The sequence below is a fragment of the Micromonospora sp. NPDC047465 genome, from assembly GCF_040643125.1.
Lineage (GTDB): Bacteria > Actinomycetota > Actinomycetes > Mycobacteriales > Micromonosporaceae > Micromonospora.
This window is the reverse complement of the sequence record NZ_JBEYTP010000023.1, coordinates 67,344-82,534: the sequence shown is the minus strand read 5'-3', so window position 1 is coordinate 82,534 and position 15,191 is coordinate 67,344. Positions and strand designations below refer to the sequence as shown.

Annotated in this window: 13 protein-coding genes and 4 pseudogenes; 5 read left to right on the top strand and 12 right to left on the bottom strand. The window is 67.7% G+C overall.

Features of this window, described 5'->3' with window-relative positions; genetic code table 11:
• Positions 1–427: 427 nt before the first annotated feature.
• Positions 428–1,678: a hypothetical protein gene (locus ABZ793_RS21185; protein WP_357459815.1), complete on the bottom strand. Its 1,251-nt coding sequence runs from the start codon at positions 1,676–1,678 to the stop codon at positions 428–430.
• A gap of 139 nt (positions 1,679–1,817) precedes the next feature.
• Between ABZ793_RS21185 and ABZ793_RS21180 the strand changes: the two are divergent.
• A pseudogene (locus ABZ793_RS21180) lies at positions 1,818–2,045 on the top strand (glyoxalase/bleomycin resistance/dioxygenase family protein); the annotation flags it as partial.
• Between the two features lie 253 nt (positions 2,046–2,298).
• Positions 2,299–2,766, top strand: coding sequence for a peptide-methionine (R)-S-oxide reductase MsrB (msrB, locus tag ABZ793_RS21175; protein ID WP_357459812.1), 468 nt, complete (start codon positions 2,299–2,301; stop codon positions 2,764–2,766).
• A gap of 311 nt (positions 2,767–3,077) precedes the next feature.
• Here msrB and ABZ793_RS21170 read toward each other — a convergent pair.
• Positions 3,078–3,427 (bottom strand): annotated as a pseudogene (locus ABZ793_RS21170) (integrase core domain-containing protein); the annotation flags it as partial.
• 23 nt (positions 3,428–3,450) lie between these two features.
• Positions 3,451–3,816: pseudogene (locus ABZ793_RS21165) on the bottom strand (IS5 family transposase); the annotation flags it as partial.
• A 120-nt stretch (positions 3,817–3,936) separates the two neighbouring features.
• Here ABZ793_RS21165 and ABZ793_RS21160 point away from each other — a divergent pair.
• Positions 3,937–4,086, top strand: a pseudogene (locus ABZ793_RS21160) (IS5/IS1182 family transposase); the annotation flags it as partial.
• Positions 4,087–4,124: 38 nt separating this feature from the next.
• Here ABZ793_RS21160 and ABZ793_RS21155 read toward each other — a convergent pair.
• From ABZ793_RS21155 to ABZ793_RS21130, 6 genes are all read right to left on the bottom strand, one after another.
• Positions 4,125–5,267 carry a GTP-binding protein gene (locus ABZ793_RS21155; protein ID WP_357459810.1) on the bottom strand — a complete coding sequence of 381 codons (1,143 nt, stop codon included), beginning with the start codon at positions 5,265–5,267 and terminating at the stop codon, positions 4,125–4,127.
• 1 nt (position 5,268) lies between these two features.
• On the bottom strand, positions 5,269–6,450 hold the full coding sequence (locus tag ABZ793_RS21150) for an ATP-grasp domain-containing protein (RefSeq protein ID WP_357459806.1): 1,182 nt from the start codon (positions 6,448–6,450) through the stop codon (positions 5,269–5,271).
• Between the two features lie 50 nt (positions 6,451–6,500).
• Complete coding sequence (locus tag ABZ793_RS21145) at positions 6,501–6,857, bottom strand: metalloregulator ArsR/SmtB family transcription factor (RefSeq protein ID WP_357459803.1); 357 nt, start codon at positions 6,855–6,857, stop codon at positions 6,501–6,503.
• 83 nt (positions 6,858–6,940) lie between these two features.
• A complete protein-coding gene (locus ABZ793_RS21140) occupies positions 6,941–7,708 on the bottom strand; it encodes a methyltransferase domain-containing protein (RefSeq protein WP_357459800.1) in 768 nt (255 codons plus the stop codon).
• A 25-nt stretch (positions 7,709–7,733) separates the two neighbouring features.
• Positions 7,734–8,996, bottom strand: a complete 1,263-nt coding sequence (locus ABZ793_RS21135) for a GNAT family N-acetyltransferase (RefSeq protein WP_357459797.1) — start codon at positions 8,994–8,996, stop codon at positions 7,734–7,736.
• A gap of 19 nt (positions 8,997–9,015) precedes the next feature.
• Positions 9,016–10,269: an RCCLKC-tail radical SAM protein gene (locus ABZ793_RS21130; protein WP_357459795.1), complete on the bottom strand. Its 1,254-nt coding sequence runs from the start codon at positions 10,267–10,269 to the stop codon at positions 9,016–9,018.
• Between the two features lie 287 nt (positions 10,270–10,556).
• On the opposite strand from ABZ793_RS21130, the gene ABZ793_RS21125 reads away from it, so the two are divergent.
• Together ABZ793_RS21125 and ABZ793_RS21120 are read left to right on the top strand one after the other, a co-directional pair.
• Complete coding sequence (locus ABZ793_RS21125; protein ID WP_357459792.1) at positions 10,557–11,597, top strand: inorganic phosphate transporter; 1,041 nt, start codon at positions 10,557–10,559, stop codon at positions 11,595–11,597.
• Positions 11,598–11,828: 231 nt separating this feature from the next.
• Positions 11,829–12,890 (top strand): permease, encoded by a 1,062-nt coding sequence (locus ABZ793_RS21120; RefSeq protein WP_357459790.1) that lies wholly within the window; start codon positions 11,829–11,831, stop codon positions 12,888–12,890.
• A 431-nt stretch (positions 12,891–13,321) separates the two neighbouring features.
• On the opposite strand, the gene ABZ793_RS21115 is transcribed toward ABZ793_RS21120, so the two are convergent.
• From ABZ793_RS21115 to ABZ793_RS21105, 3 genes are all read right to left on the bottom strand, one after another.
• On the bottom strand, positions 13,322–13,663 hold the full coding sequence (locus ABZ793_RS21115; RefSeq protein ID WP_357459787.1) for a metalloregulator ArsR/SmtB family transcription factor: 342 nt from the start codon (positions 13,661–13,663) through the stop codon (positions 13,322–13,324).
• Positions 13,664–13,851: 188 nt separating this feature from the next.
• A complete protein-coding gene (locus ABZ793_RS21110) occupies positions 13,852–14,259 on the bottom strand; it encodes an arsenate reductase ArsC (RefSeq protein ID WP_357459784.1) in 408 nt (135 codons plus the stop codon).
• Positions 14,260–14,401: 142 nt separating this feature from the next.
• Complete coding sequence (locus ABZ793_RS21105) at positions 14,402–15,145, bottom strand: MIP/aquaporin family protein (RefSeq protein ID WP_357459781.1); 744 nt, start codon at positions 15,143–15,145, stop codon at positions 14,402–14,404.
• Positions 15,146–15,191: the final 46 nt, after the last annotated feature.

Below are 15,191 nucleotides of genomic sequence, written 5' to 3'. Positions count from 1 at the left end.
GGGTCCTGGCCCCCCGGCACGGCCGGCGTGGGTTCCGCTCGCCTGCGGAGGTCGGCGGGCACGATCGCGGTTGGACCGGCGGCGAGTGCCGTCGGGTCTGGTCCGCGACCCGGCCTCAGCCGGTGCGCCACTTCTGGTTGGCCGTGCCCTGTTATGCCGCACGCCCTTGCCGTTCTTGCGGACATCCCGGTTCACCCGCGGGCCAGGACTCTGTCGGTCCTTGGGACACAGGCGACGAACTCGGACGGCGCCGCGTCTCATTTTCGCCGATGTCTTTCCCGACACTGGCGTCGGGGGCGGTGGTCGTCTTCGACTTCCGCCACCCATACGGGACAGCGCTCGCGGCGGTCGACTTCGCCGTCAGTGAGTAGCGCATCGCGTGGTAGGCGCAGGTGTCCAGCCTGTTCTGTGACCGTCACGCGGCGGTCTACGGCAGACGCGCGAGGTACGCGAGCAGCGCCGCGCGGCTGTCCGGCAGCCCGTACTCGTCAACGAGCATGGCGACGTTGCCGAAGTCCTGGCCGTCGATCAGCCAGGGATCCGGTGACCGGCTCAGCACCTCGATGAGCCGTCGTTGTCGCGGCGCCAACGCCGCAGCGGGCGTCGCCGCCGGCAGCGGCCCATCCGGGAACGCGAGGCGCAACGCCTCTCCCAGCACTATCAACGACTGGTCGCCGCAGACGGTGGGCAGCCGGCGGAGCAGCGCGTCGAAGGCGCGGTCCGTGTGCTGGGGGCCGAGCTGCCGCAGGGCGAGTCCGGCGTACCCACCCAGATCCCCATTGAGGAACGGCACCCACCCCGCGTCCGCCGGCGGGTTCACCGTGTCATCGGGCGGGACAGCCGTCCAGGCAAACAGCTCGTCAACGGTCGCCTCGTCGGCCTCCGCACCCAGAACCCGGGCCCGCCCGATCGCGGCGGCCCAGCGGACCAGCGGGTGCGGGTCGGCCAGCAACCGGACGTCTGGCGCGGCGCCAAGCAACCCGGAGGCCACCAGCATGGTGGCCACCACCGCGGGCTCCGGTACGACCTCGGCCAGGTCGGGCTCCAGTCTGGCCGCGATCGCGTGGGTCAGCGTGGGTAGGCTGCCGGTGGCCTCCTCCGGGAACCAGGCGAGGGCGTGCGCCGCCCCGATTCGCACCCCCGGATCAGGGTGGCCCAGCAGGCTACGGAACAGTGGCACCCCGGCCCGTACCGCGTCGTACACCGCCAGTTCGATGTACGACCACAGCCGGTTCTGCTCCTTGGCGGTCAGGGACTGAACGTACGCGTACTCGACGTACTCCTTCTTCGCCTCGTCCTCGCCGGTCCAGGGGGGTGGCTTGGCGGCGAGCAGCTCTCGCCCGCCTTCGGCGGCCCGGCGGTAGTCGGTCACCGGGAAGCCGTCCGGCAGGAAGTTCTCGTCGTAGCCGACCGCCAGGGAGGTCAGCAGGGCGAGTATTGCCGCCGGGTCCGGAGTGGCGGGGTCGGCGAGCAGTTCCAGCAGGAACGGCACTGCGTAGGCGCTCGCCTGGTACCGGCTGCCCTGGTGAAAGATGTTGGTGTACAGGGTGCCGAGGGCGCTGTCTCGTTCAGCCGGATCGGGCGATCGCAGGGCGCGGATCTGGCCGGGCACGTCGTCGGCCGCCCCGTAGGCGTGGCCGAGCCGCCGCCACTCGATGTCATCAAGGCATTCGAGCATGCCCTATGTTCCCCGTCGTGCATACCGGCGTGCGGGTGGGGGTGCCGCCCGGACGCCGGGGCAGGTGGGGACGCTCACGGGCGTTGGCCGGGGCGAGCGAACCGTGTACGGCGATGAGTCCATCCTTTCATCACCACCTGGCGTCGAGGTGTTCAGCACCGACGAGGTCAACGCCGCCACCACGCGCCTCACAGACGCCGGTCTGATCACCCTGGAGGAGAACAACACCGAGTGCTGCTACGCCCTCCAGGACAAGGTCTGGGTACGTGGCCCTGGCAACGAGCCCTCGGAGGTCTACACCGTCAAGGCCGACTCTCCGCAGTTGGAGAAGACCGCCGAGAGCGTCCGCTGCACCGTGGCGGCCGAGACGGAACCCGCAACCAGCGAGACCGCCTCAAGTTGCACCGACAGTCCAAGATTGTCCACCACCACCTACATCAAAGCGGGCCTCCACGAGGTGGCCGACGCGCTGTCGGCGATGACCGGACAGCCACACCCATTCGCCAAGCCGGGCGAGATCGTGGTTAGTCAGCCTCAGGACGGGGTACGCCCTCGCGACGCGTGTGGAGGCCAGTTGAACCTGGCCGTTTTTGCCGACGACCCATCCGGGAGGAACAACGGTGTCACACGAGTATCGCAAGAACCCCGAGGCAATTTCTCGGCTGTCGGCGGAGCAGTACCGAGTCACTCAGGAAGGCGGGACAGAGCCAGCCTTCGACAACGCCTATTGGGACAACAAGGAGCAGGGTCTCTACGTCGATGTCGTGTCCGGTGAACCCCTGTTCGCTTCCGTTAACAAGTACGACAGCGGTACCGGCTGGCCGACCTTCACCATGCCGATCGAGCCGAGGAACGTGGTCGAGGTTCAGGACTCGAGCCTCGGCGTGGTCCGCACCGAGGTCCGGTCAGCGCATGGGGAGAGCCACCTTGGCCATGTGTTTGACGATGGTCCCGTGGAGACTGGCGGGTTGCGCTACTGCATGAACTCAGCCGCACTTCGGTTCATTCGGCGCGACGACCTCGAGCATGAAGGCTATGGCGAGTACCGCAAAGTGTTTGAGCACCCGGACGGCGGAGCGAAGCGATGACCGACACGGCTGAGAAGGCGATCCTGGCGGGCGGCTGGGTTACACATGCCACTACGTCCGGCCGGACTGGAAGCTGCCCCGTCGCAGCGAGACCGTCAGTTAGTTGTGGTGCTCATCGCGAGTCCATGCCTCGCACGGGCCCGCCCCATCCCAGAACGGAACCTATCAAGATCAATGAGGAAAGATCGTTTTAGTTCTTCTGTTGTTGGGCTGGTTGCAGCGCGGGTCAATGCAAATGCGCCTGGTGATCTCCCTGGGTTGACCCCAGACCGCGCGGCGGGCAGCCTGGGCGGTTGAGGAGGACGCCGGATTCGTTGTGCGTGGCGGGCGTGGGCGTCGGCGAGGACCTCGGTGCGCATGGTGTGGATCTGGCCGGCGGTGCCGTGGTGGACCGAGGCGGGAGTGTGTAGCCCGATGCCGCCGTGGCGGTGTTCGTGGTTGTAGTAGCTGAAGAACCGGTTCGCAGAATGTGTGGGCGTCGTCGATCGAGCCGAAGCGGTCGGGAAATATTCGGCAGTACTTCAACGTCTTGAACGCAGCCTCGCTGTAGGGGTTGTCGTTGCTGACCTTCGGCCGGTGGCTGCGCACCGAGATCGGCCAGCAGTAGCGCGACCGGTTTGGATGCCATCGAGGTGCCTCGGTCGGCGTGGATCACCCGTGGAGCCGCCCCGGCCGCGGCGATCGTGGCTTTTTCCGCGCCCCAGCCGCGTGCTGGTGGGCGCGGGCGCTGGTCGAGTCCACCGAGACGTCCCAGGTGACCCTGCCGGCCGCGTCAGCGAGGGCCTGCAACGCGGTGAACAACTGCTTCCAGGTCCTGTCACGCTGCCAGCGCCGGAACAACGCGTACACCGCCGACCAGGACCCGTACTGCGGCGGCACATCCCGCCACGGGGCGCCCACCCGGATCCGCCACCGCATCCCGTCGATCAACTGGCGTCTGCTCCACGACGACGGTCGACCCGGCCTTTTCGGCGTTGGCAGCAACGGCTCCAGCACCGCCCACTGCACGTCGGTCAGGTCGAACCGCCTCGTCACCGCTAGGGTGTCCACGAGGTCTCCGGTTTCAGGTTCTGCTTGGTCGCTGAACCATCTACCGGGGACCTCGCTGCGTGTCGATCACCGGCTGCGAACCCGACCCGAGCCGCTGCCCGCCGACCACCCGCTCTGGTAACCCTCGGCTCGATCATGATGCACCGGCGCCTGGCCCGTGACTACGAAGCCCTATCCGGCAACTCCGCCAGCATGATCCGCATCGCGATAATCGACAACCTCGCGAAACGAGTCCCCCACGAAATCACCCCAACCTGGCGAGTCACCTAAACGCGCATCGGCCGCAAACTACGTGAATCAGACGCCCTCTAAGGCTGGGGGCTGGCAACCTTCTGGCTCGCTGCCCCTTCCTCCATCGTGGTGGCGGAGATGCGGTGGATCGGCGTGGGGTATCCGGGTTTGAACGATTGGGTGTCCGCAGCCTGGGAGGTCGCGCCGGTAAGGGCGTCGGCGTGCGCGATCGCTTGCCGGACCGCTTCGTCGAGCACGGCCGGTTCGCAGGCCACCCGGGCGTTGACGGTTGCGACTGCCTGTGTGGTGGGCTCGTCGACGGCGAAATCGACTGAGGGAGTCGTGCCGTTTCCGGTGACGCTCATCTTGGTCAACCGGCCACCGCTGTCAACGGTCAACTTGGCGTGGCCGATCTCGACGTCGGCGTCCGCCGCCGTCGCCGCGAGATGGGTCAGAACTGCCGTGGCCCAGCGGGACGGTGAGAAGCCGCCATTGGTGGCGGCGACGGTGACTTGTTGGTTGAGCCAGGCGAGCTGTGCTTCGGCAGCGGCGTACCGGTCGTAGTCGACGTCGAGGTCACCGCTCCATCGGGCTTGTCCGCTCCACGCCTCGATGAGGTCGGTCAGTCCGGTACCGCTCTTGGCTGAGTAGGGGACGATAACGGCGTCTGGGTTCTGGGCGCGCAGTGAGGCGACGACGGTTTCGGTCTCGGCGGGTCCGACGAGGTCGGTCTTGTTGATGGCCAGCACGTCGGCTTCACGTAGCTGCCGCCCGAACAAATAGGACAGGTCGGATTCGGGTTCGCCGCGTTGGGCGGCCCGTGCGAAGGCCCGCCACCGCAGCGGGTCGACGACGGTTGCCAGTGGCGCGACCACGAACTGATCGGCGTAGAACTTGCGTAGCGGCCGGACCACGGTCGCCTGCAGATCGGTGCAACTGCCGACAGCCTCGGCGATGACCACGTCTACGTTGCCGTCGGTGATGAGCTGTTCGACCACGTGCACGAGGTCTTCGAATCGGCAGCAGAAACAGCCGCCGGTCACCTGGGCGACCGCGTCGAGACTGCTGCGTACGACCTTGGTGTCGACCAGGTCCGTGCCCTGGTCGTTGGTGACGACGGCGACCCGTTTTCCCTGCCGCTCCAACAGATGGGCGGCGGCGACCATGGTGGTGGTCTTTCCGGCGCCGAGGAATCCGCTGAGCGCGATGAACGTGATCATGTCACTTCTCCCGTTCCAAGCGCTTGTGGTGCAGTTCGATGACGTGCGGTGCGAGATCGAGTACGGCCCGGGCTTGCTCGACGGTGTCGGCGACGGCGATGAGGTGGCCGTAGCGGGACATGTAGCCGCGTGGCGGCAGCGCCATCTCCTGCCCGGCTGTGGCGGTGGCGACGGCGGCGTGCATCGACGGGGTCATTCGGGCGTCATGCACGGTGACGTCGAGGACCTGGCAGTCGTGCGGCGGGTAAAGGAAGCGGATCGCAGCGACACGCCGTGTGGTGGGGGTTAGGTCCGGTGCGGCACCGGTCGCGACGGCGCCGGCCACGGCCGTGAGATCGATGCCGGTGGCGAGTTGACCGAGGTACGGGATGAAGTCGCCGCCGAGGCGAGCATTGACCTCGACCAACCGTGGACCCTGGGGGGTGAGTCGGAACTCGGTGTGGGTCATGCCGTGGGTGATGCCGAGGCCGGCGTGCACCCGACTGAGATGGTCGCGCAGCGTCTCGTCATTCAGGAGCGGGTCGGCGGCGTCGACGACGTGGCCGGTCTCCTCGAAGTACGGATCCATGCCGATTTGTTTGCGTGCCAGCACGAGCGGGCTGACAACGCCGTCGACGACAACGCTGTCGACGCTCACCTCGGGCCCGTCGAGGTACTGCTCGACCAGCACGTCGCTACCATCACGGACGACACCGGGGAACCGGACGGCGTCGACGTTGCGGTAGGCCTGCCGCAACGCTTCGGAATTGTCGACGCGGACCACGCCGATACTGCCGGCAAGCCGGCGTGCCTTGACCACCACCGGGTAGCCGAGCCGCTCGGCCGCAGCTTGAGCATCGTCAACGGTGCTGACCGGAACCGACTCGGGCTGCGGCACTCCAGCGGCACGCAGGACGGCCCGCGTTGTCGCCTTATCCCGACACGCGGTGATCGCCGACGGCGCGCTCGTGACCAGCTTGAGGCGCTCGGCGGCCTGGGCGGTCGCCTCGACCGACCATTCGTCGTAGCTCAGCATCCCGGCTAGCCGGCCGTGCTGTCCCGGGATCCCAGCGGCGGCTTCGGCCAGCGCGACCGGGTCTCGGGTATCCACGAGCGTGGAGCCGACCAGATACGGACTCTGCCAGGTGGGTGCGATCGAATCGAGCAGCCACAGCCGGTATCGGCGATGCAGCCCGGCGACCAAATACTCACGGTAGCGGCGGTCACCGCTGCCGACCAGCGCCAGCAGGGGCGTCAGCTCACCCCGACCGGTTTCGGAGTCGGCATCGGCGACCTGCCCATCACCACGTCGGCCGCCGTCGGAAACATGGTGATGCAGCTGTGGTTCACCGCGTACAGTCGAGTCGTGCCCTCCCTGGCTCGGGTCACGAACCCCACGGCCAGCAGCGTCTTCAGGTGGTGCGAGACCGTCGACTGGCCCATGTCCAGATCCTCGACGATCGTGCCGACCGACACCGGGCTGGTGCAACGGCTGAGGTAGCTCAGAATGATGATCCGGGTCGGGTCCGACAGCGCCTGGAACCAGCGGGCGTAGGTTTCGGCGGTCTCCCGGTCCACCGCCAGCGGGACGTCGGTACGGCTGCTCGACACGGTGTCTCCCTCGCGTGGCTAACCCCCCGGACGGCGTGGTCTGCGCCGCGGTGGTTCGCCCAACGCTACCTGGATCATGTCGACTAAACGATGGCGCTGTCATCGGCAGTGGCAGGTCGTGCTGGCTTGCGGGCGCGGATGATGGCCGAGTGCAGCCCGTCGGTTGCCTCCTGGATGAAGGTGATCTCGACGTCCCGCAGGCCTGCGGCCGTCAGCTGCTCCCGGTATTCAGTGACGGACAGCGCCCCGGCGACGCATTCGGCGAGGCTGCCACGGGCGGCCCGGTCGGCGCTGGTGAGCCGGTCTTCAGCAACCACGTCCGTGACGCCGATGCGTCCACCGGGCACCAGCGTGCGGTACATCTCCCGGAACACGGCCGGCTTGTCGGCCGACAGATTGACCACACAGTTGGAGATGATCACGTCGAGGGTGTCAGCGGGCAGGGGAATAGCCTCGATGACGCCTTTGAGTAGGACGATGTTGTCAATCTCGGCGTCGGTGATGTTGCGACGGGCGACGGCCAGCATCTCCTCCAGGAAGTCCAGCCCGTAGACCTGGCCGTCGGGACCGACACGACGCGCGCTGAGGATGAGGTCCAGGCCCGCGCCGGAGCCGAGGTCCAGGACGGTCTCACCCTCACGGAGCTCGGCCACCGCAGTGGGGTTGCCGCAGCCCAGGCTAGCCAGCAGCGCGGCGTCGGGGGCCTCACCGGGTCCGATGCCGGTGTAGTTGGCCGCGCCGAAGGTGGCGTCGAGATCCGGCGCGCAGCAGGCTTGTCCGGCCGCGGCGCTGGCCGCCTTGTCCCGGTAGTACTCCTGCACCTCCTGCGGTGGTGCGGCGGTATCGCTCATTGCTGGGGCTGCCCTTCTGCGTTCGTTAGCCGTTGGAACAGCAGGCGCTGCCGCCTGCTGGGAGGGTGGTTAGGGCCCGGCCGGCCAAGGGCGCAGCCGGTGCGTTGAATGCGACGCGGCGGGCGGCACCGAATCCGTCAAGCAACTCAGCGACGCGAGGGCGCAACGCCTGGTCGGCGAGCACCATCACCGTCGTGATCTCCCGTGATTGGCAACCGCGTAGCGTCTTGGCCTCATGCGCGCCGGCACCGAACTCCACCGTACGCAACCCTTCGGCATACGCGTCGCGCACCGGGGCGTTGAGCACTAGGGCGAAGTAGATCCCACTGCGCTCGCCCAGACGTTGGTAGTCAAAGCCGGCCCACTTGGGTAACAGGTGGTGGCCTTTGCGGAACACGACGCAGGAGGCGACAACGTCGCCGTCGAGGCTGCCGAGGTAGGCGCGCAGGTCGGCGCCGGCGTCGAGCAGGACGGTGAGCATGGTGGCGATATGCTCGGGCCGCTCGCCGGCGCCGTTCTTCTCGCGGTTGAGGCAGGTCAGCTCGGCGATGCGGGCGACATGCGGTCGGATCGCCTCGCCGTCGACGCGCTGAATTCGTATCCCGGTGGCTGCCGCGCGGCGCGCGTCGCCGGTGATGCGTTGCCGCTTTTTCGCCGGCAGGTTGGTCAGGTGGCCGTCCCAGGAGTCGGCGTCGAGCCGCAGGTAGTCCTCGAAACCCCAGAACGTGGCGTGTCCGCCGGTTTCCTTGAGGGCGGTCACGAGTGAGTCGTTGCCGGCCCGAGCGCAGATCCAGGGTGCGACGATGCTGCGGATGCCGGCAGCGAAGGCGGCGGGCACGAGCTTGTCGACCATCGCGGCGAAGAGGGTCGGGGTCCAGAAGTTGTAGGCGACCTCGGTGCGGTAGCCCAGCGGGCTACCCAGTAGCAGGGCCGGGAAGAACGCCTGGGGGTCGAGCGCGTCGATCTCAGCGGTAACGGTAGCCGCGACATCCACGCCGCAGCACACGGTGTCTCCGGTCGGAGGTTGCCAGCCCAGGTAGGTGCGTGGATCGTGGTCGACGGCCGGGGCGGCGGTCAGCACATATCCGGGAAGCACCGCGAGTTCGCCGCGGGCTCGCGTGGCGATGGTGTGCCATGGCTTGGCTTCCGGCATGGCCTGCTCATTGGCGGCCAGAAACGGCGGGCTGACGTATGGCCAGGCGTCGGTGAGTAGGTCGAGTTCCTGTGCCCAGCTCATCTGCGGCAGCGGCTGTCCGGTGGTCACCGTGAGCCGATGGGATCCGCTCATCGAGATCCTTTCTTCCCGCTCAGCACTTCACGCAGCAGCGCCCAGCACCGGCGCCCTCGGCCTCGCTGCGACGTTGCTGCCATAGTTCTTCCACCCGCCGGTCGGGGTGAGTCCAGTCGAGGTGAAAGCCACGGTCGACAGTGGCGACGTCCTGCATCCACGGGGAGACCAGCAGCGGGGATCCCTTGAACAGCAACAGTCGCGTCTGCAGGGCGGTGGGTTCGACCACCCGCGCCAGGCCGGTTTCGACGAGGAAGTCCTCGAAGGTGAGTAGTTCCTCGTAGCGGATCCACGGAGTGAACGGGATGAACGTGGGGTTGAGCTCGAAGCCGATGCGGGCGGCCTCGGCGATCGCCGCGCGCATGTGCGCGACGTCGATGCCCTTGTCGAAGATGCGCAGGATTCGGTCGGAGGGGAACTCCAGGGCCGAGGTGACCCGGCGCAGTCCCAGCGATACGAGTTCCTCGAGCAGGTCGGTGTAGTCCAGGATGTGGTCCACGCGTGTGGTGAACTCGAACGTCGAGCCGGGGAACTCCGCGCCGATGCGCCGGATCGCCTCGATGCCCATGGTCCGGGAATTGAAGAACTCCGCGTCGATGAACAGGAAGTGCCGGATGCCCTCCTCGGCGAGCCGCCGTGCGTCGGCGAGGACGGTGTCGAGTTCGTAGGCCGCCACCCCGCCGTCGTAGGCGCCGTACACCGAGCAGTAGGTGCACTTGTGGTGGCATCCGCGGGAAACCTCGATGTTGCCCGTCAGCCCGTACGGGGTGTGGTGGGCCGGATAGTGCACCACCGACGGGAACAGGTCGCGGGCCGGGGCGGTCGTGCCGATGCGCCGCCGGGGCGGCCGGGGCGCGATCGCGTGTCGGGTACGCAGGGCGGGCACCTCCGTCAGCGGAATCTCCTTGGCGGCGGCGGCGCACAACTGCGGGGCGATCCGCTCCGGCTCGTCGAAGACGACCGCGTTGACGGTCTCCAGAAACGCCGAGCTGTTCATCTGGGCGTACTGGCCGAAGGCCACGATGGGCACACCGGGATGCTCGGCACGCAGCGCGCGAGCCAGATCGACGCCCCGATACAGCCCCTCGAACTGCTGCACGGACAGCAGGATCATGTCGACGTCGCCGCGTGGGCGCAGGTCGGGAAACTGGTAGGCGTCCCAACCGGTGACGTGGGCGCCGTGCTCGCGCATCGCGGCTGCGGCGAACGCCGAGGCCAGGGGCTGAAGCTCGGCTTCAAAGGAAGACACCACCATGATCCGGGGGTTGGGCATGACGTGTCCCTTGGGTCGGCGACAGCGAGTGATCCAGTGCGCACGGCCACCATGACACCTTCACCAATCCATGTCAATAGACTGATCTAGTGCTGCCGCTCCGAGGCGGCGGGGGCCTCGTCTGCGGCAAATGGTCACGTCGCGCCCAAGGCTGCTGATTGCTGATTTGCCGGTCAAATCGGCACGCACATAAAGTGATCAAGTTAGATATTGACAGGATTCGAATAGGAGGTGAACACTTTCCGGTCATCAGCCGGACGCGGGGAGTTCCTATGACCGTCGCTATCATGATCATGCTCGTCGGTCTCGCCGCAGCCAACGGCGCCAACGACGTGTCGAAGGGAGTCGCAACCCTCGCCGGCGCCGGTGTGGCCGCCTATCGCACGGCGATCGTCTGGGGCACGGTCACGACGTTGGTAGGCGCGCTCCTGTCCATCCAGCTCGGCCGCAACATGGGTTCACTGTTCTCCAAGGGGATTGTTGACGCGAACCCGACAGCCGCCTTCGCGCTCGCCGTACTGCTGGGCACGACATCGTGGGTCGGGTTGGCCAGCCTGTTGAGGCTGCCCGTGTCCACCACCCATGCCATCGTCGGCTCGCTCGTCGGCGCCGGTCTGGTGCTCGCCCCGTCCGCCGTGCAGTGGCAGGGTGTGGCGCGCAAAGTGGTGCTGCCGCTGCTTCTGAGCATCGTCGTGGCCTACACCATTTCCGTCGTGCTGGGCCTCATTGCCAAGCGGCTGCTCGGCCGCGATGACCAGCGGTCCCAAAGCACGGTCCACGAACCGGTACCCGTCGGATCCGGCGGCGCCTCCGCCGCGTTGAAGGCCATGCCGACCGTGGCCACGCCGGCGCGAAAGCGAATAACCCAGGACCGCGTCATCTCCCTGCTGCACTGGGCGTCCAGCGGTGCCACCAGCTGCGCTCGCGGCCTCAACGACACGCCGAAGATCGCGGCAATTGGCGGGTTCGCTCTGCTGCCCGCCGGTTACTCCGCAACCGAGATCAGCCTCATCGTGGCCGCCGCGATGGCCGTCGGTTCACTGGCCGGTGTCCGGGTCGCCCGCCGCCTGGGCAGCAACGTGCTGAAAATGTCGCACACCGAAGGATTCACCGCCAACCTCACCACCGCCGGGCTCGTCGGCGCCGGTGCCCTGCTGGCATGGCCGATGTCGACCACCCAGGTTTCCACGGGCGCGATCGTCGGCGCGGCCGGTGGCCAGCTCAACCGCCTGTCCGGGCGCACCCTGCGGGACTTCGCGATCGCCTGGCTCATCACGCCGGTCTTCGGTGCTGTCGTTGCGGCTGCGGCCTACGCGGTTGCCCGCTGACAAACGCCGCGCCGGCCGACGGGAGCAGCCTGGCCTCGGTCGGCGCATGCGATGTCTTCGGCCGGCCCGGGCGCCTGCCGGGTCCCCGCCTCGTCGCAGCCGGGACACCACGCGGCGCCATCACCCGGTACGCAACCACGACAGGTGCGCGCTCTATCAATCATCGTTGGTGATTGATAGAGTGCGCGTGGCGGCGATCCACCGCTGACGTGCGTCCTTCGAGGAGAAGCCGTGAACGACGTCGTAGAGATCGTGCGCCTCACGCTTTACTACGTGCTCCACCTGGCGATGTGGTTCGCCCTAGCGATCTTCATCAGCGCCATGGTGGACCTGCTCTACCTCGACATCGTGGCGCGCCGTAGCCTGCGCCGACGCAAAGGATGGGTTGGCGTTGTCGCCGCAGCAGCCGTCGGAGCCTTCAGCCCTTTCTGCTCCTTCATCGTCATTCCGCTCATCCGCAAGTTGCTTGCCAGCGGTATCCCGCTATCGGCGGTGATGGCGTTCTGGGTGGCCTCGCCCACCATGGACCCTGAGATCTTCGCGATGACAGCAGCCCAAATCGGCATGCCGCTCGCAACCGCACGTCTGGTCGGAGCGGTGCTGCTCAGTCTCGGCGCCGGGTTCACCGTGCTGCTCATGGAACGCCGCGGGATGTTCAAACACGTGCTGCGTGCCACCCGCGTCGATGACCGGACAGAGCCCCAGGTCAAAGACGCTCAACAGGAGGAAACCCAGCCGGTGCTCGTCGGGACGGCTACCGGACAACCGGCATCGGCTCAACCCGCTCCGCAGCCGCCAGCGACCAGCGCCGGACAGCCGCAGGAGCCCGATGACGATGACGACCTTGCCTGGTGGCCGACGGCCAAGGCCAGCCTGCGCAGCGGGAGGAACTGGCGCATCACCTTCCGCAACATGGGCCGGGACAGCATCGAACTCGGCAAATGGCTGCTCCTGGCATGCCTCATCGAGGCCCTGGTCGTCATGTACGTTCCGGAAGACTTGGTCGGCGGGCTGTTCGGAGCGTCCCCCTTCCTCGCCATTCCGCTCGCCGCGTTCATCGGTGTGCCGCTCTACATGAACGGCGTCGGTGCCATCCCCATCGTTGATGGACTCCTCGCCAAGGGCATGTCCGCCGGAGCGGTCGTGACGTTCCTGCTCGGCGGTGCGGTGACGACCGTCCCGGCGATGGCCGCGGTCCGAAGCATCGTCACCAACCGTGTCTTTCTCATGTACCTCGGCGTCAGTGTTATCGGCAGCATCCTGATCGGGTTCCTTGCCGAGATCTTCCTATGACCGGCGCCCACCCGCGCCGCCGTCCGACACCCTGCTGATCCCGCACCAGGGCACTCACCACGGGTCTGCCCAATGACCGGCCCGGTTCGGGTCGGTGGCCCCACTGCGCCACTGGCCGTTCGCCGGACGGACCATGCAAGATCGCCCATGGCCTACCGCGCCGAGACGTGGAGGCATTGCAACGCCGCCAGACAAGGCTGAGCGGCAGGCGAAGGTCAGGTTCCATGCCGAGACCGGATTCTTCCGGGCCGGGCAGATGGTCGCGTGGGCCCTGGTGCCCTCGTAGCGGTGGTGCCGCGGGTCACCGGCTTGAGGGTGGGGCTGCCCAAGGGTCAAGGGACCACTGGACACAGCACCGTTGACGAGACGAGGGGTGCTGGGCACTCGGATCATGCCAGTTCCCTACAACGGTGCGGCCTCGACAGTGCCGCTCAGCGGGCCCTTTTCGTCGCTCGCTTGCGAGGCGGCGTCAGCAAATCCGCGATCGCCGCAATCGCGGACGGCACGAGGCGGTAGTACGCCCAGACGCCGCGCTTTTCGCGTTCGAGCAGGCCGGCCTCGGTGAGGATCCGGAGGTGGTGACTCACGGTCGGCTGGGAGAGACCGAGTGGCGCGGTGAGGTCACTGACGGACGCCTCGCCCTCCGGGGCGGACTGGATCAGGCTGAGCAGTCGGAGCCGGGCCGGGTCGGCGACCGCCTTCAGCACTCCCGCGAGCCGCTCGGCATCGGCACGCTTGATCGGCTCACCGGCAAGCGGCGAGATCGCAGGCATCGTAGTTTTCACAGGTCCCACGCCTCCATCGTTGCACCAACACCATCGATAGGCCGGTTGAACCATGACCTGGTCACCGTCAGTGTGGGTGGGAAGCCGTGTTGAGGTGTCCCGGCCGTGTCAGCGGTCGGATGAGCGATGCCTTGCCGGAGGGGTGACGGCGGACGTGGCAGCAGTGGCGGGTCGGGTCACGCGGTGGGACGCAGTTCGGTGAGGAGCCTCTCGACGCGGGCGCGGATCTCGTCTCGGATCGGGCGTACGGCGTCGATGCCCTTTCCGGCGGGGTCGTCGAGCTTCCAGTCCTCGTAGCGCTTGCCGGGGAAGACGGGGCAGGCGTCGCCGCAGCCCATGGTGACGATGACGTCAGACGCCTCAACCGTCTCATGTTCGAGGCGCCTGGGGGTCTGATCGGTGATGTCGATGCCGACCTCGCGCATGGCCTCGACGGCGGCGGGGTTGATCTGGTCGGCGGGGGCGCTGCCGGCGGAGCGGACCTCGACGGTGCCGCTGGCGAGGTGGCGCAGCCAGCCGGCGGCCATCTGGGAGCGGCCGGCGTTGTGGACGCAGACGAACAGGACGCTGGGCTTGTCGCTCATGGGGTGCCTTTCACACAGTGCGAGTTGTGGGGCCGGGAAGGCGTGCCGTCGGGGCGAGGAACAGCTGCTCCAGGTTGCTGTTGCGGTCGAGCGTCGGGTAGCGGCCGGGAACGCTGCGGCGGTCGACCATGCCCGGGGGGTGTCACGAGCGGCGGCTGAGGGCAAGGTCCTCGTCAGTGGGGACGACGACCTGATCGGCGGCTTCGGCGGAGTCAGGGTAGAGGGCGGCGAGCAGGCCGACACCGACGGCGAGGCCGACGAGCTGGGCTAGGACGAAGCCGGGCAGGGAGGTGGGGGCTATGCCGGCGAAGGTGTCGGTAAAGGTGCGGCCGATGGTTACGGCCGGGTTGGCGAACGAGGTGGACGAGGTGAACCAGTAGGCGGCGCCGATGTAGGCGCCGACGGCGGCGGGTGAGACGGGGGCGCGGTCGGAGCGGGCAAGAGCGAAGATCAGCAGGATCAGGCCGGTGGTGGCGACGACCTCGCCGAGCCACAGGTTGGCGGCGGCGCGATCCTTGCCGGAGAAGTCGACGGCGGCGAGGTCGAACATGAGGTTCGCCAGGACCGCACCGGCGATCGCGCCCAGGATCTGGGCCGCGACGTAGCCGCTCAGGTCGCGGGCGGTGAGGCCGGTGCCGGCGCGGCGGCCGAGGAACCAGTCGGCCGCCGAGACGACCGGGTTGAAGTGAGCCCCGGAGACCGGGCCGAACATCAGGATCAGCGCACCGAGGGCGAACGCGGTGGCGATCGAGTTCTCCAGCAGTTGGAGGCCGATGTCGCCGGGGGAGAGGATGGTGGCCATGATGCCGGAGCCGACCACGGCGGTGACCAGCAAAGCGGTGCCGACGAACTCGGCCAGAAGGCGCCGCCGGAGTGCGATGGTCATCAGTGCGTTCTCTTCCGTGATGCGAGGGATGCCGGTGGGCGGGCAT

Coding starts and splice junctions, on each gene's coding strand:
- ABZ793_RS21185 (WP_357459815.1), bottom strand. CDS start 1,678: ATGCTCGAATGCCTTGATGACATCGAGTGGCGGCGGCTCGGCCACGCC.
- ABZ793_RS21155 (WP_357459810.1), bottom strand. CDS start 5,267: ATGATCACGTTCATCGCGCTCAGCGGATTCCTCGGCGCCGGAAAGACC.
- ABZ793_RS21140 (WP_357459800.1), bottom strand. CDS start 7,708: ATGAGCGATACCGCCGCACCACCGCAGGAGGTGCAGGAGTACTACCGG.
- ABZ793_RS21135 (WP_357459797.1), bottom strand. CDS start 8,996: ATGAGCGGATCCCATCGGCTCACGGTGACCACCGGACAGCCGCTGCCG.
- ABZ793_RS21130 (WP_357459795.1), bottom strand. CDS start 10,269: ATGCCCAACCCCCGGATCATGGTGGTGTCTTCCTTTGAAGCCGAGCTT.
- ABZ793_RS21125 (WP_357459792.1), top strand. CDS start 10,557: ATGATCATGCTCGTCGGTCTCGCCGCAGCCAACGGCGCCAACGACGTG.
- ABZ793_RS21115 (WP_357459787.1), bottom strand. CDS start 13,663: ATGCCTGCGATCTCGCCGCTTGCCGGTGAGCCGATCAAGCGTGCCGAT.
- ABZ793_RS21110 (WP_357459784.1), bottom strand. CDS start 14,259: ATGAGCGACAAGCCCAGCGTCCTGTTCGTCTGCGTCCACAACGCCGGC.
- ABZ793_RS21105 (WP_357459781.1), bottom strand. CDS start 15,145: ATGACCATCGCACTCCGGCGGCGCCTTCTGGCCGAGTTCGTCGGCACC.